This window comes from Pedobacter quisquiliarum (assembly GCF_014642175.1).
GTDB lineage: Bacteria > Bacteroidota > Bacteroidia > Sphingobacteriales > Sphingobacteriaceae > Pedobacter > Pedobacter quisquiliarum.
Genome location: NZ_BMIL01000001.1, coordinates 25734 through 46374 on the forward strand (window position 1 = coordinate 25734; position 20641 = coordinate 46374).

The following is a 20641-nucleotide window of genomic DNA, read 5'->3' on the forward strand; positions in this document are numbered from 1 at the left end:
GTTACGCTTGTTTAAGACTACGGATATGGGCTACAAGATCCTGAACTTCAAAGGCATTTTCCAATAGAAAATCACCGCTACGGGTTCTGGTTAGCTTTGAGAGGTATGCGCCACTATTTACAGCGGTACCAAAATCAGAAACGAGCGACCGGATGTAAGTGCCCTTGCTGCAAACAATGCGGAAATCGACTTCAGGTAAAGCAATGCGTGTAATCTCAAAAGCAGAGACCGTCACGTTACGCAAGCGGAGTTCCGTTTTCTCCCCAAGCCTGGCTTTCACATAGAGGCGCTCACCGTTTACCTTTACTGCAGAGTGTGCAGGCGGGTACTGTTGTATGTCGCCTATAAAAGCTGCGGTTGCGGCATAAATCTGTTCGTCGTTCAGGTGCGCTGTTGGATATTCCTGATCGACTTCCGTTTCCATGTCAAAGGAAGGCGTTGTGGCCCCAAGGATCATGGTACCGGTATATTCTTTCTCCTGTGCCTGAAAGGTGTCGATCTGCTTGGTTAGTTTACCCGTGCAGATGATCAATAATCCAGTGGCCAATGGGTCTAAGGTTCCGGCATGGCCGACCTTAAGTTTTAGTGGTTTAAAGGAGTTTCTTAGCTTCCCAACCACATCGAAGCTGGTCCATTTATAGGGCTTGTTGATGAGCAGGAGTTCACCTTCAGCAAAATTGAAGGTCGGGAAAGTTGTTGCCGGAACCGGCATTTCTATAATTTCAGACATTAGGCGACTACGAGTGGTACATTGGCGAAGTACAGCGTAAGAATAATAATTCCTACTGCAATTCTATACCAGCCAAAAATACGAAATCCGTGTTTGGATAAGTAACCGATAAATGATCTGATTGCAATAATTGCAACAATAAAACCAACAACATTACCAAAAAGAAGCAACTTAATGTTTTCCGCATTTAAAAGTTCATGGCCTTTTAAAAGTTTGTAACCTGTTGCTGCACACATCGTTGGTACAGCCAGGAAGAAAGAGAACTCTGCCGCAGCGTTACGGGATAGCTTCTGCTGCATACCACCGATGATGGTTGCTGCACTTCTGCTTAATCCTGGGAATACAACTGCAAGTACCTGAAAACAGCCAATCTTAAAAGCGGTCATATTACTCATGTCCTGCTCATCATGTATGGTTGGGTTTTTAAAGAAACGGTCGATAAACAAGAGGATTACACCGCCGACAAGTAACACAACGGCAATGAAGATTGGATTACCCAGGGTATTGTCAATAAAATCATTCAGGATGAATCCAAAGAATAAGGCTGGTATTACGGCAATCAATAGCTTCACGTAAAACTGCCATTTGCTGAAGTTGATGAATTTCTTCCAGTATAGTGCAACAACAGCGAGGATGGCACCCAGTTGTATGGCAACTTCAAATAGTTTTACAAATTCATCATCACCGATGCCCATGATAGAGCTTGCAATAACCATGTGGCCGGTGGATGATACGGGCAAAAATTCTGTTAATCCTTCGATAATTGCAAGGATCAGTGCTTGTAGATAAGTCATGTATTACGCTTATTTTTTTAAAACAGCGTAAACGCCGAAACCAAATCCAAATAAAACAACCATTGGTGCAATTAAAGTCTTGCGAACATCATAGATATCGGTATCACCAATCATCAGGATGAATCCAAAGACAACGATCAGCATGCTGATGATCAGTAACTGGTAGTTCTTTTTGGTAAAAACCATTTCATGCTTGGTATCCTGATGTACAGGAGGAGTTTTTCTTTCTAACATTATCTATATAGATCGTAAATTTTTAATCTTAAGTATCTCGTAACAGCAAAATGCGTGCTAATGGCGGTAATGAATATGCCAACACCCACCAAAAAGAGTAGAACGATACCGAATTCGGTATAATTTCTCAGAATTACAATCTCTGGAATCTCTCTTTGTGCATAGAACAACACGCCAAGCAGGATGATGATGGCAATTAATGCCGCAATTAGTCCATGAAGTGCCGCAATCAGGATGAATGGCTTACGGATGAAATTCCGTGTTGCACCAACCAGCTGCATACTTTTAATCAGGAATCGTTGTGAGTATATCGCCAGACGGATCGTATTGTTGATCAGGGCAATGGAAATCAGTAATAGAATACCTGCGAAAGCCAGAATGATTAAGCTAATGGTATTGATGTTCTGATTCACCATGTCAATCAGGGAGCTTTGGTAGATAACTTCTTTTACCACTGGATTTTTGGCCAGCTGTGCTTTTAGCGTCTCTATGCTTTTATTGTTCGCGTAATCTGCTTTCAAATAAACATCAACAGTAGAGAGTAGCGGATTATACCCAAGGAAGTTTACGAAGTCCTCACCAAGGTCATCTGTCAGATTTTTGGCAGCAAGCTCCTTATTTACATACTGTGTCTGCTTAATGGCTACATTCGCATCAAGTTCTTTCTGCAGTTGCAATACATCGGCTTCTTTCGCACCCTCATCTACGATAATGTTTAGTACGATGTTCTCTTTCACATAGTTGGAAAGGTTTTTCGCGTGAACAAGTATCAAGCCCAGCATGCCCAGCATGAGTAGCACCAATGCAATACTGAAAATGGTGGATATGTAGATGGTTTTAGTCTTCTTAGAAGCATCGCTTACTTCAAATTCTTCCATGTATTTCTGTTTATGTTTTGCGAAAATAAAAAAATATAAGGGAGTAAAGTAAATTATATCCCTTTAATGCCTGTTTTTAAAATGCTTAAAGGTAAAACTAAGACATTTTAAATTGACGGCCATAAACATTAACATATCTTAACAGGAGGGGCAGGGATGACCAGGCCCGGGCATAAGCGTACAAGGAGTAGGCAGGGGGATCACAAGGTCAGGGCCCTGTTAACCCCCTGTATGCCCCCTGTTGGGGCCCTGTGGAGACCCTGTTATGGCTGTCTTTGCTTGCCTGTTGGCTTAAGCTTGTTTGGGCTTTGTATGTTGCTCAATTCTAGGCAATGGGAATGATTAAGTATATTTGGGAAAACACGTAGACATTGGAATTACTAATCATCTTTATACTTACATTATTAAACGGGTTCTTTGCCCTTTCTGAAATCGCACTGGTGTCGGTAAAGAAATCCCGGATAGACCACCTTGCTGCACAAGGGCATAAAAGTGCAAAAGCCATCCAGGAACTACTGCTAAACCCTGAAAACTTCCTTTCATCTGTTCAGGTCGGCATTACGTTAATTGGTGTAATTGCTGGTGCCTATGGCGGCGCTGCACTAACCGATGATATGGTTGCCATACTCACGGGCTGGGGCATGCCACTGCAATATGTGCAAACCATTTCGCTCATTATTGTTATCGGTGGAATTACCTACTTCACCATTGTGGTTGGGGAACTTGTCCCGAAAACCATCGCCATGAACAATCCCGAAGGCATTGCGCTTGTTGCCGTGCCCATCATCAAGGTGTTTACCATAATTACTTTTCCCTTTGTAAAGCTCTTGTCTGTTTCCACCAAAGTAATCCTAAAGGTTATGGGCATCAAAGAAAACGAAGGGGAGCGCCTGAGTGAGGATGAACTTCGGTTCATGTTGAAAACTGCGGGCACGCAGGGTGTGCTCGAATCGGAGGAGAGCCAGGCCATGCAGAATCTTTTTTCATTTACAGATCAAACGGCAAAGTCTATGATGACGCACAGTTCGGAGGTGGAATGGATAGATTTCAACTGGCCGAAAGAGATGATTCTGGCCAAGTTTACCCAAAGCGCTCACTCCAAATTCCCTGTTGGGGAAGGTACATTAGACAATTTAAAGGGTGTGGTTTCCATTAAAGATCTTTTAGAGAATTATAATCGTCCCGACTTTCAGCTCAGCCAAATTTTATTGAGACCCATCTATGTGATTCAAAATACCCCTGCTTTTAAGATTTTGAATTTGTTTAAGGGGAAAAAACAGTACATGGGCGTTGTCGTTGATGAATATGGCAGCGTGCGCGGCATCATCACACTACACGATTTGATTGAAGCCATCGTCGGAGATTTACCGGACGAAGGTGAGAGCCAGGAAGAGCCAATTACCCTACGCGAAGATGGGAGCCATCTGATCAATGGCCGCGCTACGATTATGGAAATTAACCATTTCTTCGGTAAGACACTCATCGAGGAGAACATCGGGCAGTACGCTACAATTTCAGGATTTATGATCCAGCATTTAAAATCAATGCCGCATGCTGGTGATGTGGTGCGGGTTGATGACCTCAAATTCGAAATCATGGATATGGACGGCGTACGGATAGATAAGATCGCCGTTTCGGATATGACCTTGGCTAAACAATGATATTTTACCACATTTGTAACTTTGTAAAAAGTTAAGATTGAATGAGTTTATATAAGACGAATGAAGAAGTAGAGATACAACGGGAGAGTTGTTTATTGGTAAGTTCAACAATTGCGGAAGTTGCCAAAGCAATAAAGCCGGGGATCACCACACTTTCTTTAGACACCCTTGGTGAGACCTTTATCCGGGATAATGGGGGTTTACCTTCCTGCAAGGGCTACCATGGATTTCCATATGCTTTGTGTATTTCAGTAAATGAGCAGGTGGTGCACGGCTTTCCGGGCAGTTATGTGATTAAAGAAGGTGATGTTATTACCATTGATACGGTCATTTATAAAAACGGCTTTCATGGCGATCATGCTTATACCTTTATTGTGGGCGAGACGACACCGGAAATCCTTCAGTTGATAAAAGTTACCAAGGAATCCCTTTACGTAGGTATCAAACAGGCCGTAACCGGAAATCGTATTGGCGATATCGCTTATGCAATTGAACAACATACACATGGTCAGCATGGCTATGGTGTAATCAAAGAATTTGTAGGTCACGGTGTTGGGCGACAAATGCATGAGGATCCTCAGGTGCCTAATTACGGCCGCAGAGGCACGGGTAAAAAATTACAGGAGAACATGGTGCTTGCTATTGAGCCAATGATCTCGCTGGGCAGTCCGGATATTTACACACTTGAAGATGGCTGGACAGTATCCACAGAAGACGGCTTAGCTGCGGCACATTTTGAGCATAATGTATGTGTAAAGAAAGGCACGCCAATCATACTTTCTGATTTTACAAGAATTGAAGCTGCGGAAAAGCAGAATGTAAATCTGAACAGCAGTTACTATTAGTTAGGTTTCTATATATTTAAAGCCTCACAGCAATGTGAGGTTTTTTTGTGAATTATGCTTTCTAATCGCTACATCGCTCGTATGCATACATTTTTCAAGGTTGTTTTTAGCGCCTTTATATTATTTGCAGGTTTAAGTGCCCATAGTCAAAAACTTCAGGGCACCTTTCTGAAAAGAGGCTTTGTGGATTCGCGATCGCAGATCCTAACGTTTAATGATGGGAACTTCACAGATACGATCTATCAACATGTAACGAATGCTTATGGTGTGGGCCGTTACAAACTTAATCTTTCGGGCTCTCTAAGATATCTTAATGCACGCTTTTGTTAAAACCGCTAAACTGAACATTCTATTGCTGCTGGTATTGTCTGTTTGTGCAGTCTCCTGCGCGGAAAGCAATGAAGACTTTGCCGACAAGCTGATCGCAACATTTCAATCGAAGTCTATAAACAAGGGCCAAATTGATTGGGTTGAATTTTCAGCCAAGGTTCAGGAAAGTGCGAGAATCAGTAAAGATTCAGCCATAGTAACAGCGCTCACCTTGAATAATAATCCACATTCCTGGTATAAACGTGGAGACCTGCCCCTAAAAGGTTATTATGCGCAGCAGATTGTAAATGATTCTTGTGCGAGTACTGGTTTCTTTAATTCAAAGCTGCTTAGGGACGTTGGTTATGTTCGTGTGCCACGTTTCAGCAGTAGTCTATCAGGAGATCAGTCAGGAGCCAAAGCATACATTGCGGAGATCATCAGCAAAGTGAAGCAGCAGGACCGCCCCGGCATGAAGGGTTGGATTATTGATCTGCGCGGAAATGGTGGGGGTGACATGTGGCCGATGTTAATTGCATTGGAACCTTTCCTCGGAGAGGGCGTATTAGGTGGCTTTAATGATGGCGAGGAGCTACAGGAGTGGCGACTGAAATCTGGGGCGGTTTACCTCGACAGGCAATCCCAAAATTCCAGATTCGATGTTGATCCTGGTCAGTATAAAGTAGTCAATGGCCGGGCAAAGATCGTCGTGCTCATCAATGGCAATACTGGGAGTTCGGGAGAGGCCGTAGCAATTGCATTAAAATCTTTGAAGCAGGTGAAGTACTTCGGCGTTAAAACGCATGGTTTCGCCACATCAAACGAAATCATTCCATTCCCTGGCGGCGAGTACCTGATTTTAACCACTGGATTTATGCAAGATATACATGGCAAGCAATATCCGGAAGGTATCCATCCGGATGTGCTAACCTGCTCTGTAGACCAGCTGCGTGAGCAAGTAAGTAACTGGTTATATAAGTAGATCAGTTATGTTGTCAGCTCCTAGAACTTTACCGTTTCAGGCAGGTATTTAGCAATTAAATCTTCATAATAAGGCTTCAGCTCTGAAAGTACAGGTGCTTTCGGGCTTTTCGAATAAAGATCGTAAGGATTGAACTTGTCCACCCATTTAAACATTTCATGATCATGGGCATTCAGCAAGTGGTCATACGCATGTTCCCGGTGTTGTGAATAAAAGGAGTGATAGCGGATCATATAAAGCGCTTCTTCCGGCAGGTAGTCTTTTGTGAGGTGATACATATATTCATCATGACCCCAGGACATATGGACCTGATCCAAACCGCAGTTCTCGCTGTACACACCTAGTTTAGTATTAAACCGTGGGTCAGTAGAATCCGGATTTGCCTCAAAGAACTCCGGGAACACGATCTTATCTGAGAATTGACAGCCCACAGGAAAGGAGTCGCCAACCACGTTCCATTGCGGTTCTCCAAAGAGACACAATACTTTGCCAAGGTCGTGGATGAAGCCGGTTAGCACAAACCAGTCGGGATGACCGTCCGCACGGATTGCCTCTGCGGTTTGCAGCAGGTGTTGCAGCTGGTCGAGGGACGTGTCCGGATCTGAATCATCCACAAGCGTATTTAGATACTCCATTGCTGCCCACCAGGGCATCTCCATTTGTTCAAACTTCAGAAACCTCGCTTTTTTCGCCAGTACATTATCATAGGTCTGGTAGGTATGGTTTAATCTGTAGAACTCCCGGATTGGATTGTCGGTTTCTTTATCATAGCTTCTGAATTCGGCTTTGCCTTTTTCAGGCTCCGGGTAGCGTGCTAACACATCATCTTCCCATTCTTCGAGGCTTGCTAGTGGTGACTTTTCTTTTTCGCTTAGGTTTTTCATGATTCAGGTTTTATAGGTTAAGGTCTACATCGTTTTCTTTGAGGTTTGAACTACCAGAATACCGTATATATTGCTGCCAGAATACCACATATCACGACAGAAGCAACAATAAATCCAGGCGTTACTTTAAACATGGAGCGGTCTATTTCAAGTCCCTTTGGATTATTTTTACTTTCCGGGTCTGATACACTGATCAGGAACATCAAGATAAGAATAATACAGAACACCCAGGACATACGGTTTAAAAATGGGATCGGCTCGATTGCACCCTGTGTAAGCGTTGGCAAGAACTTGAATAGAATAGAGAGCGGGATGGTCAGCAATGCGGCAGTGAGTGCGGCTTTTGAGGTCGTCCGTTTCCAGAAGAACCCCAAAAGGAAAATGGCAAAAACACCAGGGGATATAAATCCTACATACTCCTGGATAAATTGATAAACCTGATCAAAACTCCGCAATGCGGGTGCCACAATGATGGCAATTAAGGAAGATACGATTACCGCCCATCGGCCTATGCCAACCATCTTCCTTTCTGAAGCCTCCGGATTGATGAATTTCTTGTAGATGTCTAAGGTAAAGATAGTTGCGATGCTATTGCATTTCCCAGCCAGGGAGGCAACAATTGCCGCGGTAAGCGCCGCAAATGCAAGTCCTTTAATCCCAACAGGTAACAGACTCATCAGAACAGGATAGGCGTGGTCTGGTTTTACATGGCCCGCTGCATCGACCATCTCTTTTTGAAAGTAGCCTTGCTGGTACAACACGAACACAGCGATACCGGGAATAACGACAATAACCGGGATCAGTAATTTTAGAAATGCGGCAAAAAGTAAACCTGCACGCCCGGTTTTCAGATCAGCACCCAGGGCGCGTTGAACGATATATTGGTTACAGCCCCAGTAATTCAGGTTGTTGATCCAGAGGCCTCCAGCAAGCACGGCAATTCCGGGCAGGTCATCATAGTATTTGTGGCCCTTGGAGAAGATCATGTGGAAGTGGTCATCCGCCTGCGTCCTCAGTAAAGACAGCGCACCGAACATGCCATCACCGTTCAGCTTCTCTGCGACCAGATCCAGCGCCATATAACAGGTGACCAGACCGCCCAGCACAAGCACCAACACCTGGATCACATCGGTATAGCCGATGACCTTCATGCCGCCCAGCGTAATGATCGCAGAAAATATAGCCAGTGCAATTACGCAGACGTAAAAGGGTATACCGGTGATGGTTTCTATGGCCAGTGCTCCGAGAAAAAATATGGACGTTAGGTTTACAAAAACATACACCAGCAACCAGAAAACTGCCATTAAGGTGCTCACGGTGTTGTTGTATCTACCCGCGAGAAACTGCGGCATGGTATAGATGTGGTTTTTGACGTATATGGGTAGGAAGAAGACGGCTACGATGATCAGCGTTGCCGCAGCCATCCACTCGTAACTTGCAATGGCAAGCCCCATGGCGAAACCCGAACCCGCCATACCAATGAAATGCTCCGCAGAAATGTTGGAAGCAATGATCGAAGCACCGATGGCCCACCAGGTTAAGGAACCTTCTGCCAGGAAGTAGTCTTTTGTATCCGTTCTTTTTTGCTTTTTGCGTTGATAAACCCAGTAACCATAGGCTACGATCACGACGAAATAGATAAAAAACACGACATAGTCGTAGACGGAAAGGTGATTCATTTGGCGGATTAAAAATTGGTTGATTTAAGTTGATAAAAAAATCTGTTCAACAAGGTATGATGAACGGTTTTTTTTCAATATCAGCGCGGATGTACTTCATATTAGAACACATTCATGCAGGATGTTAGCACACATTGATGCAGATCTGCTAAATCGCTCCAGTATTCGGCGCTGCAAAGCGGCCGTAGATTTCGCGATTGGCAAATAATCCTTAATTTCGCCGTATACATAGGAAATAGCGTAAATGGATTACCAATTCAAAGAGATAGAAAAAAAGTGGCAGGGCTTCTGGGCAGAAAATCAAACCTTTAAGGCAGAACAAACTTCTGAAAAGCCAAAGTTTTATGTTTTAGACATGTTCCCATATCCATCTGGTGCCGGACTACATGTTGGACATCCACTTGGATATATCGCTTCAGATATATTTTCCAGATATAAGCGACTAAAAGGCTTTAACGTTTTACATCCAATGGGGTACGACTCCTTTGGTTTGCCTGCAGAACAATATGCAATACAAACCGGACAACATCCGGCATTAACCACTGAACAAAACATCAGCACTTACCGCAGACAGCTTGACCAGATCGGCTTCTCGTTCGACTGGAGTAAGGAAGTGCGTACCAGCGAGCCATCTTACTATAAGTGGACGCAGTGGATTTTCATGCAGCTGTTTGATGCCTGGTACAACCAGGAAACAGATCGTGCGGAAAATATCAGCACATTAGTTGAAAAGTTTGAGACCTCCGGCACTGCGGGAATCAAAGCCGCTGCGGATGAAGATGTGCTAAGCTTTGATGCTACTGAATGGGCAGCGATGTCTGCAGAAGCCAAGCAAACGGAATTGCTAAAGTACCGCCTTACCTACCTTAGAGAAAGCACGGTAAACTGGTGTGCAGCGCTTGGAACGGTACTCGCCAATGATGAGGTTATTGGCGGCTATTCGGAGCGTGGCGGTCACCCGGTAGAGCAGAAAAAAATGATGCAGTGGAGCATGCGTATCTCTGCTTATGCAGAACGCTTGCTACAAGGACTGAATACGGTAGATTTCCCGGAGCCGGTAAAAGAAATGCAGCGCAACTGGATCGGCAAGAGTGTTGGTGCCAGTGTGAAGTTCCCAATTGAAAATCATGCCGGACATATCGAAGTATTCACCACGCGTGTGGATACCATTTATGGCGTTTCCTTTCTGGTGCTTGCGCCGGAGCATGAGTTGGTTGCAGAACTGACTACGCCGGAGCAGAAAGAAGCAGTTGAAAACTACATTGCGCAAACCCGCAAGAAGTCTGAACTGGACCGTATGGCCGACACCAAAACGGTTTCTGGTGCTTTCACCGGAAGCTATGTGCTCAATCCAGTGAGCGGCGAGCGTGTACAACTCTGGATTGCAGATTATGTGCTTGCTGGCTACGGAACGGGTGCAGTGATGGGCGTGCCAAGCGGTGATCAACGCGACTGGTTATTTGCAACACACTTTGGCTTGCCAATCGTTCAGATTCTTGATCAGCAAGCCGACCTGGATAAACAAGCTGATCCAACGAAAGAAGGTCAGTACATCAATTCCGGCATCATCAACGGTATGGGCTATAAAGAAGCCATAGAAACCTTGAACAAATGGCTTGAAGTTGGGAAGTTTGGTAAAGCTAAAATCAACTACCGTATGCGTGATGCGATCTTTGGTCGTCAGCGCTACTGGGGTGAGCCAATCCCGGTTTACTTCAAAGAAGGTATTCCTTACCTGATTAAAGAAGAAGAGCTTCCTTTATTATTGCCTGAAGTAGATAAATATCTACCTACAGAAACTGGAGAGCCACCATTGGGCCGTGCCACGAACTGGAGCTACGAGCAGCAGTATGAATACGAGTTGAGCACCATGCCAGGTTGGGCAGGGTCTAGCTGGTACTGGTACCGTTACATGGATTCTAAGAACGAGAGTGCTTTTGCGTCTGCAGAAGCAATTGAATACTGGCAAGATGTGGATCTGTATATTGGCGGTGCAGAGCACGCCACTGGTCACCTGTTATATAGCAGATTCTGGAACAAGTTCCTGAAAGATCTTGGTTATGTAAAACAGGAAGAGCCATTCAAGAAGTTAATTAATCAGGGCATGATCCAGGGCCGCAGTAACTTCGTTTACCGCGTGATGGATGAAAATGGTAAATCAACCAATACGCTGGTTTCTCACGGACTTAAAAACGACTATAAAACCACAGCACTACACGTAGATGTGAACATCGTAGATAATGAGGTGCTGAACATCGAGAAGTTTAAAGCTTTCCGTCCGGAGTTTGCAAATGCAGAATTCATTCTTGAAAATGGTAAGTACATCTGTGGGGTAGAGGTTGAAAAGATGTCTAAATCCAAGTTCAATGTAGTAAACCCTGATGTGCTGATTGAAAACTACGGCGCAGACACCTTAAGGATGTATGAAATGTTCTTAGGACCGCTGGAACAGAGTAAGCCATGGAACACCAACGGTATAGAAGGTGTATTCAAGTTTTTAAGGAAGTTCTGGAGATTGTTCCATAACGATGCCTGGGCATTCCAGGTGAGTGATGTTGAGCCGACCAAAGCAGAGCTTAAGGCATTGCATAAGATTATTAAAAAGGTGCAGGATGATATTGAGCGTTTCTCATTCAATACCTCTGTGTCCAGCTTTATGATTGCTGTTAATGAACTTACAGATCTTAAGTCAAACAACAAACAGGTCTTGCAGGATATGGTGATTGTGCTATCTGCTTATGCGCCGCACATATGTGAAGAACTTTGGACCTTGTTAGGCAATGAACCAGGTACCTTATCCTATGCGGCTTATCCGGTATTTAACCCGGAATACCTGGTTGAAGATGAGATCAGTTATCCCGTTTCTGTGAATGGAAAAACACGTATGAACCTGAGTATCAGTTCAACAATGGAAGCGCAGGAAATAGAAGCTTTGGTGTTGGCCAATGAGCAGGTGCAGAAATATCTTGATGGTAAATCACCGAAAAAGGTGATTGTTGTTAAAGGTAGAATTGTGAATATTGTTGTTTAACAAACACTAGTTAACATAGTTATTAACATTTTATGTTAATAACCTAAACGCCGCATTTTTAAGGAATGCGGCGTTTCTTTTTTCATACTTTCTGGGGCATTCGATTGAGGCTTGTCAACATACATTCCACAGCTTGTACACACGAGTTTACATGGTTGTAAACACTAGTTAACAGGGTTACTAACATAATTTGTTAATAACCATTAAGGGTGTTTTCAGGGATTATTTAGGGATTAGTGCCTGATTTCCAGTATCATCAACCTTAAAAAGCTTACGCTGATGGATCATTATGCCCTTGGTTTTTCCACTAAACTTCTGCTGACCGTGTTTTAAATCTATTTTGATCACACGGCCCTCGTATTCTGAGTTAATGTCGCCAACAATGCTATGGCCGACAAAGATTTTGGAACCTTTGTAGAATTGGAGTACTTGTTCCAGCTCTTGCTGGCTTTGTGCTTGTGGAATGGGTTTAAATGGTGCCCTGTAGAAGTATTGTATTTTATAGAAGATGTTCATGGAAAGGGTGCGATCCCAGTAGGGGCTATGATTGGATTTCAGCACCAGAAAGGCCTTGCGGTCTAGTTCATCGGCTTCAGGATTCTGGCCGTAATATTTTCTGGCAATGGCGTTAATCATGTTTTGGGTGATGCCTTCCTCAACAAGCACTTTATTCAAGCCTGCATGGACGAAGATGTAGCCACCGATATTTTCCATCACGTGTTTACTGCGAAGCCACTTTCCGATCACGGTATGTTCACCGTAGAGGTATTCGTTTGCCTGATCCCAGTCGGTTTGCCGACTAATTTGCCTGGCCACTTCCCGATATTTGTATTGTGCATAGGAAGTGTTGCCATACATGTTGAGGATTTCATGATTGCCCAGGATGTAGTGTACTGCTCCACCTGCTGCGGCAGCCTGGTACTCGAGGTGATAGATTAACCACAGCACCGCCGGTACATGATGGCCCCGGTCAACGAAGTCGCCGTTTAGCACCAGAAGCCCCTTGCCAAAGGTCCAGCGAAAGTCCTTGTTCATCACACCAGTCTTAACCAGGAAACTGTAGAATCCATTAAAGTTCCCTTCGATATCTGAGATTGCGATCAGCTTTTCCGGCATCGCCGAAGTTTCAGGGTATACTAGTGGCTTTTCTTGAATTTTAACCCTGAAGGTGTCGAGGTCTTCATTATTCACCCTTACCAGCACCGTTCTGCTGCTATCGAGAAGCTGCCGCTCCAACCTGTTCTTCGCGGTAACCTGATATACAGTGTCACCGATTATATACGGGCCGTCAATACCATCGAGTCTGGTTTCCACAGCACCGTTTGTTTTAAATCCAAAAGCCCTGTCCTTTTGCCAAAGTGCATTTAGTCCTGACCAGGAGAAGCTGTACTGTCCGGTTTTTTCATCGATGTTGCTGTGCCCATAGAATAATGTGGTGAGTACCCAATATGCAATTCCAAGGATTATGGCTCCAAATAGGAGCTTCTTTAAGAGGCGCGCTGTTTTCTTCATTGAATCTGCTGCTGTTGATATTGGACCGGCACCAGGAACTTTCGTTACATGGAATGCTTAGGAAATCTATGCCTAGTCATTCGCGAGCAGCAAATTGTTGCATAACCCATGCTTAAAATGAAAATCCAACGGAGATGTAAGGCAGTGCACCTTCCTTAGAAAAGCCGACCGTTCCCTGGATCAGGATCAACTCCGCAGGTCGCACATATAAGCCGCCACCATAGCCATCATGCCATGTTGAAGAGGATTTTCCCGGTTCCCAGACCCGACCGATATCATTAAAGGCAATCAAACCGACCTCACCCGGTGTGATGTAGGAGGTGAAATCAAACAGTTTCAGCCGGACATCCAGGTTGTAGTAAAATGCCGATTTGCCGGTGAAACGGTTGCTGTGGAAGCCTCTCAAATTACTGGCACCACCCAGTTGCATGCGTTGGAAGAAGGTGGGCTCCCCAAAGGTTGTACCTGCACCAATGCGATTGGCGAGCACCAGACCGGAATTGCCAGGGTTCAGGTAGAACCTGAATTCAGAGCGTAAATAGCCATAAAGATCCTTTTCTTCGCCAATTTGTTGCTTGCCGCTAATAGCTGTTTGCCAGTAAATACCTTTGGTGGGGATGGCATGGTTGTTCCGAGTATCATAGGTGATTAAACCAATCAACCCGGCATAGAAGCGGTTGTTAAATACATTCTGTGCAGGATTTAGCTGGTTGTATTCACCAAGGAAACGTTCCTGGTTGCGTGCTGAGTTACTGCTGTAAAACGCTGTTGAAAGTCCTCCTTCTAAGGTTAGGTTTCTGGCAACTTCCCGCTTCAGCTTGATGTCTGCATTCAGGTAGTCATAGCGGTTCCGGTAATAGGAAATCTCCCGGATACCCTCATCTTCAAAGCGGGTATCATTACCAAGTCCAAAGAAATTGCTTTGATTGTTTGGACCCAGGTAATCCAAGTCAATTTTAAGGTCGTTTTTTCCAATTACTTCTTTGAAGTCGCCAGCGTAGGTGAGGTGAAAAGATTGCCTGCCGGTGGAGTAGTTTACCCAGAATTCATTATGGAAAGCATAAGGTGTCTTGCGAAAACCTTGTTTCTGGTAGATCATTCCGACACCTGGCTGAAAGCCACGGTCTATGCTGTAGTTTAGCCTGAACAAGGGACCGAACTGGTCGAACATAAAACTCCTTTTATCAAAGGCATTCACAAGGGTATCATTTGCAAGCTTCAGTTTTGCGTAGCCCTTCGTCGGCAGCTGGTTTTGCTCATCAAGCCGGTCGTATATGAAAGGCTTTTTACCGCCGCGCAGGCTTTCTGCAATTGCAAACTTGTCATTACCTGCACCGCCTATGAATCTGATCCGGATGGGGGAGGTTGTGTTGCCTGTGACTTCAAACTGGTCATCACCACCAAAACCATACAGCCTAATCTCCTTCGTTTCGCCTGCCTTGAAGGTTCTTTGGAAGACGTCTCGGCCTATCGTATTGTCCTTTTTGATGTTCTCAATTTTAACTTCCAGGTCACCATTCTGCAGGTGATTTAAGCTAAAATGCTCCGGCTTGTCAGATGCAGGAATATCAACCGTCATTGACAGGAATCTATAATATTCCAAAGCAATTTGTTCCAGGTTTTGAATGCGCCCGTTTAGGTTTGTACTGATCTCGGCAGCATTCTGGCTCTTAATTTCAGGCGGCATTAAGCTTAGGGCTTGGTTAACGAGCTCTGGACTAAGTTTTTGTTGCACATACTTAATCTCCTCACGCCAGTCTGCCTCGCTTAAGCTGGTCATGAAGTAGCGGTCAAAATACCGGTTGTTAAAGTTCCAGGTCTTTACATCGCGGATCTCCGGTGAATAGGGTTGGAGGTTTGCTTTCAACCATTGGTGCGATAATACCCAGGGTAGAATGCCACTGGTTTTATAGAATACTTTATCCCGATCCCGTGGGATGGGAATGTAGGTCGTTACGCCGCCTTTCTTTTCTTTAGCCCAGCGCCAGTTGTCTTCATGGCGGTCCCAGTCGCCCACCACGAAGTCCAGTAGTCTGGCCCTAAGCGTAAGTTTCTGGTTGCTAATGTGATCATTATCCTCCTGCAATTCAGATTGTACCTTTTCCGTGTTATCCGTATCATCAAACTGTAAGGGTTCACGTTCCTCAAAGAGGTAGGCGGCATTAGCAAATTCTTCGCGGTACGTGTCGAGGCCAGGGTCATCACCTACATAGACGATCTCTGGATTTGCATGTGGAATCTTCAGGGCGGCAGCAAGGGGTGGAACGATCAAGGCACCGAAGGGGTGACCTGTAGATACCTGATCCTGTACAATATCTTTTGCGATGGTTTTCTTCAGCCCTTCGGGTAATGCGCGGTCCGGGTATTTTTGAATGGTGCGGAGTACCCATTCTTTGCCTGCTGGATCAACGAAACGTATGGACTTCGTTTGATTGCCACCACCGAGTTTCACAATCTTCAATCCACCTCTTTCCTTTTGAATATTCAGCACCCGGAGTTTTACCGGTGTTGCCCAGAGGCGACGATAGTTCTCTCCAAAAAACTTGCGGTGCAAAGGACTCACGCCGTCATACTCAGGGGCAATGGCTTTGATGATAAAGGGCTCGGGGTTATACTGCTGACCGAGGCTGAGCAGGGGTGAAAGCAGGCAGAAGAATAGTAGATATCGTTTCATAGATAATGTTTTTAGTTGGGCAAACCTTCCAGATTCAGACTTACCCGTAATGCTTTCAGTCCTTCTACGCCTTGTAGTTCCTCAATTTCGAGAAATTCAACGTCGGATTTCAGCACCTGCTGTGTGGCCAGAATGTTGAAATAGTTTAAGTACTCATCAGCCTCCCACTTATTCATATAAACAATCGCAATCTTCCCTGGTTGTGTTAATCGTTCATCTGTAAACTTAATGTGTGCCTTATCAATGCGTTTCTTCACCAGCTGGTACCGGATATTGTAGCCGCCCTCTACATCAAAACGCTGTTCATCGGGTCTGAAGCTGATGTCAATGAGTTTCTCATGAACGAAAATCAGCTGTGTGGTTTGTAAAGGTATTGGCAGGCTTGGCATCAGGTTATGCGCGGCACGGGCAATGTTTGCTACCGCTGCAAGGTGCTTGAACCGGAAAACCTGTAGCAGGTCGGCTGACATCACCCTGTCGGGTGCGATGGACTGCCCCAGGTAAATGTCGAACTCCACACCATCCGTTCTGAACTTCTCGAAGTAACATGGGAAAGTGCTTTGTATCTCTACATTGAACTCGTCGAGCATGGCATTGATGCTGCGGTTCAACGTTTGCATGCTGTTCTCATATAGATTTCGATTCTCAAACAGCGGCCCATTTACGGCAGTCTGTTCAAAGTAGTGATCTATGATGTGCCTGATTTCAGGCTTGGCTTCTTTCAACAGGCGTAGATAGGGTGGAAGTTGGCGGGTCAGATAATCTTCAATTCTGATGATCTGCCGGTCACTGAGGTGTGTTTCTTTCTTGTAGTTCCATACCTGTTCCTGATCAGGCAGGTTCTGCATGACATCCGTTTTCGTGGCTTCCTTAATCTGCAGAAAGGTTTTTTCCAGCAGGTTGAAGTGTGTATTCAGATCCTTCCGAATGGCGAGATTGCGCGACACACTGGAATCTTTCATGTCTATCGCAGCATAGAAAGGTTGCACATCTTTGAATACGATCGGCTCTATGGGCAGGTCCTTTTCCTTGCATTCAAACCGCAGGTAGTTGTATGCTGCTTCATTGAAGCGCCATTGTACCGCCGGTTGAATAGCCGTAAACTTGCTCGTAATCACTTTTGTGATCTCATTATTGAAGTCGGCAGCGATGTTGTGGTACAACTGCGCCAATAAGGGAAATGCTGCTTCAATTTTTGATAGTGTTTTTGTTGTCAGATACCTTGGGTTCTTGGCATATACCTCCAGGCACCCAACAAGTTTGCCGCTGTAGTATAGGGGAAACAAGGCATAGGAGCGGATGCCACTTTTATTCAGAAGCTTTAAAATTGGGTACTTCTGTTTTTCCTGTTCAAGGATTTCCGGAAAAATAAGCGTGCGCGGCTTGGTTAGGTAATCTTCCAGGAGCCGCCTGGCATAAGCAGCGCTTTCCTGCTGATTCACATAGGTGAGCAAAATACTCTTGAAGCTGGAATGATCATCAAGTAGCGTGCGGCCACTCAGTGTGATATAGGGTAAGATGCCAAATTCCAGGGCATTGGTTCCGGCTATGGTTTTCAGGGCTTTGGATATACCCTTGTCATAACTTCCGGTCGCACATTCATTGTGTGCAATGATGACATCCCTGATGGACTGCAGTGCATGGCTAGCTGTAACGTCAACCATTTCCACAACTGCAAAGCCTTCTAAGCGAAAGTTCTTCGGAGGTAGTAGCCTTTCCAATAAGCGGAGCGTATTTTCTTCAACCTGAAGGTTATCCTTGAAGTTATCGACATCCAGCTTCGGCATCTCCATGTCGGTATGGATCCTGACGAAGCTCTGGTTAATGTGCAGTTGGTAATACTTCAATAACTGTGTTTTAGGATCTACAAGCGTCTTAATGGTGAAGTTCCAGCCAGTTAAGGAAAAGTCGTAATACTGTTCCAGCACGATGTTGTAGAAGGTCTTCAATACACTGTCGCGCATTTCATGCAACGCTGGCAGGTTTAACCCCGGCTTCAACTCCTTACTCAAGGGGTCAATCAGCACAGCATAAAATGCTGGTGTTCCGAAATAGAAGGTGCCGGTTAGTGGTGCAGACAATGCCCAGAGGTGTTCCGTTTCCTCCGCCAGGATTGGCGACAAGGAGGTATAGATCAGCTCAAAAAGTGAGGTATATTGGTTAAGGTTGTTCGGGTTTATCGGCTGGTCCAGCTCCGGATACTTCTTAAACTGCTCAAGGATATAGGTAAACATTTTCTGCTTGGCCGTGGTTTCGGTCAGTATTCTTTTTTCAAGATGGCTGATGAAGGGTCGCAAGGAAAAAGTAGTTTCCACACCAAGGATTTCTGGTGTCAGTTCTGGATATCGCCTGGTTAAATCAACCGTAAGTGCCTGCATTTATTAACGTGTTTAAACGGTCATCATTCCACCTGTTATGATAAAGAACTAATCTTGTGGAGCCGTATAATGTTTTACAAATCTAAACGTTTCAACTATCCCCGCATCTTGTTCCTCGTAAAATTTAAAGGTGATGCTTTTATCTGAATGGAGGTCAGCAACCACATAGCCCTGAATCGCTTTTCCATATTGCGCATATTTGCCGCGGAGCACCTGACTGGTTTTTGTTCCCGCCCCGCTGACCACCTGGATGTTGTTTTGCTTCTTGATAAACTGCAGGCCATGGTCGTGCCCAGCCACATGCACCAGATTTGGTACGCCGGCAAAGGCAGCGTCAACATTGTTGATCATTGCTCGATAGGTTTTGCTGTGCACATCCTGCCGATTTGGGATGGTACCGCGTATCAAAGGGTAAAGTGACCCAATGATGGGAAGCGGAAGGTAGAGGTTCTTGTTTATATCGCGCAAGGGGAACAGGTGTTGCATGAGACTGAAACGCCCGCTGTGTGCACCGTAAGTTTGGAAAGGGTGGTGAGCAGCGAGCAAGATAATCTGATCTTTATGCTGCTCTGCAAGTGCTTTCATTCTGCTTATGACCGCTTCTTTATCTGTATTGCAGTTTTCAACTTCATGCGCCTTGTGATATTTATAAAGCCACCACTCAGAATCAAATGCAACGATGGATAGATTTTCGGAGATTGGCAGCAGCACTGGTCCTGGGCATCCATTTTCTGGCACCATCCGGAGATCGGCATCTTGTTGCTCCCGCAAAAAAGCGCCTTGTGCTTTGATTTTGGCTAGTCCTTCGGGACCTGATTTATCCCAGTCATGATTGCCGGGCAGGAAGTATACTTTTGCACCTGCAGCACGCATGGGGACAAATTGAGAGCGGAGAATGTCTTTTGTCTTTGCCTCTTCTGCGCTGCCGGGCAAGCCCATACCTTTCGGATAGATGTTGTCGCCCAGATACACGACCGTGGTTTTACCTTGAAGCACTTGCCCTGCGGCATGACTGATCACGTCACTTTGCTGCGGATCTATTTCGCCGGCATCGCCGATAAAGACGATCCTGGATACCAAGTTGCTGTCTTGAGCCAGGCCATAACAGCTCAGCAGCGATAGCAGGAAGATGCTGAACAGCTTTCTCATCGGTTGTGCTTAAGGATTGGTTGTCGTATTTGTTGCCGGTGTAAACTTCTGGATGTTACCATTGGTAATTTCATCGCCTTCACTGGAGATGTAGAGGTTTAGGTCTTTGTCGAATGCAATGCCTTCAGGCTGATTGAAGGTTGAGGCATCAAGATCATAAACCATTTCAATCTGCCAATCTTGTTTCGCAACAACCAAAAGCTTTTCTGCCGAAGACAAGATGTACCATTCCTTAGTTTTCGGGTGCTGGCTCAGGGCAGATACTTTCAATCCTGATTTCAGCTTGTAACCCATGGCTTCTATGGCATCCTGATCCAGGCTGAATTCCGTGATGGTACCCAGCTGTTTGGTGGTTTTGTCTACATTGATCTTATAACCCAAGGTGTTTTTCTTTTTCTTGCCGCCACTTTTCGTAAGCACATACAATACATGCGCTGCTTCATCAGCATATAGGCTTTCATATTCCGCCTTTGGCAAGAAATCATCCCATTGTGCCGTGCTGTCACTTACATCACCAAGCTCCATATCCAGTGGGAAACTATAGATGTCCCCGGAGCTTTTCAGCACGTATACCTGGTTGTTGAGTATGGCAAGATCCTCATAGTCGCCTCTTGGTCCAAACTTAATGCTGGTAGCTTTTTTGATGCCCCATTTCAGGGAGAATAGCCGTCCTTCTTCATCCTGAATCGCATAAATTGTTTCCGGATCATAGGCATTGAACGCAATACCGGAGATCTCCAGGAGGCTTTCCGGCATGTTAAACTTCTCAGCTTTAGTGAAATCATAATCCGCGGGCTGCGCATTTGCAGATTTTATAGCAGGCTTACAGCCAAACAAGATTGTGATGCCTGCGAAAACGAGTACGGTAATGATCTTGAGTCGTTGCTTCATGGTAATTCGG

15 protein-coding genes are annotated in these 20641 nt (G+C 45.0%); 4 read left to right on the forward strand and 11 right to left on the reverse strand.

Features of this window, described 5'->3' with window-relative positions; all coding sequences use genetic code 11:
• Position 1: 1 nt before the first annotated feature.
• The 4 genes from truB to IEW69_RS00115 are packed head-to-tail and all read right to left on the reverse strand — an operon-like array spanning position 2 to position 2636.
• Positions 2-730, reverse strand: a complete 729-nt coding sequence (gene truB / locus IEW69_RS00100) for a tRNA pseudouridine(55) synthase TruB (protein ID WP_229663468.1) — start codon at positions 728-730, stop codon at positions 2-4.
• Positions 730-1524, reverse strand: a complete 795-nt coding sequence (locus tag IEW69_RS00105) for an undecaprenyl-diphosphate phosphatase (RefSeq protein WP_188624787.1) — start codon at positions 1522-1524, stop codon at positions 730-732. The genes truB and IEW69_RS00105 overlap by 1 nt, the downstream gene beginning before the upstream one ends.
• A 9-nt stretch (positions 1525-1533) precedes the next feature.
• A complete protein-coding gene (locus tag IEW69_RS00110; protein ID WP_188624788.1) occupies positions 1534-1758 on the reverse strand; it encodes a DUF3098 domain-containing protein in 225 nt (74 codons plus the stop codon).
• The gene (locus IEW69_RS00115) at positions 1758-2636 is read right to left on the reverse strand and encodes a cell division protein FtsX (protein WP_188624789.1); all 879 of its coding nucleotides are present in this window, start codon (positions 2634-2636) and stop codon (positions 1758-1760) included. Before IEW69_RS00115 ends, IEW69_RS00110 begins: the two co-directional genes overlap by 1 nt.
• 371 nt (positions 2637-3007) lie before the next feature.
• On the opposite strand from IEW69_RS00115, the gene IEW69_RS00120 reads away from it, so the two are divergent.
• From IEW69_RS00120 to IEW69_RS00130, 3 genes are all read left to right on the forward strand, one after another.
• Entirely contained in the window at positions 3008-4297 is a 1290-nt protein-coding gene (locus IEW69_RS00120; protein WP_188624790.1) for a hemolysin family protein, read from the forward strand.
• Between the two features lie 41 nt (positions 4298-4338).
• Entirely contained in the window at positions 4339-5142 is an 804-nt protein-coding gene (gene map / locus IEW69_RS00125; RefSeq protein ID WP_188624791.1) for a type I methionyl aminopeptidase, read from the forward strand.
• A gap of 313 nt (positions 5143-5455) precedes the next feature.
• Positions 5456-6433, forward strand: a complete 978-nt coding sequence (locus IEW69_RS00130) for a S41 family peptidase (RefSeq protein WP_188624792.1) — start codon at positions 5456-5458, stop codon at positions 6431-6433.
• Positions 6434-6453: 20 nt separating this feature from the next.
• Here IEW69_RS00130 and IEW69_RS00135 read toward each other — a convergent pair whose 3' ends face one another.
• Both IEW69_RS00135 and IEW69_RS00140 read right to left on the reverse strand, forming a co-directional pair.
• Positions 6454-7317: an inositol oxygenase family protein gene (locus IEW69_RS00135; protein WP_188624793.1), complete on the reverse strand. Its 864-nt coding sequence runs from the start codon at positions 7315-7317 to the stop codon at positions 6454-6456.
• Positions 7318-7367: 50 nt separating this feature from the next.
• A complete protein-coding gene (locus IEW69_RS00140) occupies positions 7368-8996 on the reverse strand; it encodes a sodium/sugar symporter (RefSeq protein WP_188624794.1) in 1629 nt (542 codons plus the stop codon).
• 244 nt (positions 8997-9240) lie between these two features.
• Here IEW69_RS00140 and leuS point away from each other — a divergent pair, with 244 nt between their 5' ends.
• Positions 9241-12027, forward strand: coding sequence for a leucine--tRNA ligase (gene leuS / locus IEW69_RS00145; RefSeq protein ID WP_188624795.1), 2787 nt, complete (start codon positions 9241-9243; stop codon positions 12025-12027).
• Between the two features lie 222 nt (positions 12028-12249).
• On the opposite strand, the gene IEW69_RS00150 is transcribed toward leuS, so the two are convergent.
• The 5 genes from IEW69_RS00150 to IEW69_RS00170 all read right to left on the reverse strand — a co-directional run bounded on the left by IEW69_RS00150 (position 12250) and on the right by IEW69_RS00170 (position 20631).
• Complete coding sequence (locus tag IEW69_RS00150; protein WP_188624796.1) at positions 12250-13539, reverse strand: metallophosphoesterase; 1290 nt, start codon at positions 13537-13539, stop codon at positions 12250-12252.
• 112 nt (positions 13540-13651) lie between these two features.
• Positions 13652-16213, reverse strand: a complete 2562-nt coding sequence (locus tag IEW69_RS00155) for a BamA/TamA family outer membrane protein (RefSeq protein ID WP_188624797.1) — start codon at positions 16211-16213, stop codon at positions 13652-13654.
• An 11-nt stretch (positions 16214-16224) separates the two neighbouring features.
• Entirely contained in the window at positions 16225-18591 is a 2367-nt protein-coding gene (locus IEW69_RS00160; RefSeq protein WP_188624798.1) for a GAF domain-containing protein, read from the reverse strand.
• 48 nt (positions 18592-18639) lie between these two features.
• A complete protein-coding gene (locus IEW69_RS00165; protein WP_188624799.1) occupies positions 18640-19740 on the reverse strand; it encodes a metallophosphoesterase in 1101 nt (366 codons plus the stop codon).
• Between the two features lie 9 nt (positions 19741-19749).
• Positions 19750-20631 (reverse strand): SdiA-regulated domain-containing protein, encoded by an 882-nt coding sequence (locus IEW69_RS00170; RefSeq protein WP_229663469.1) that lies wholly within the window; start codon positions 20629-20631, stop codon positions 19750-19752.
• Positions 20632-20641 lie beyond the last annotated feature (10 nt).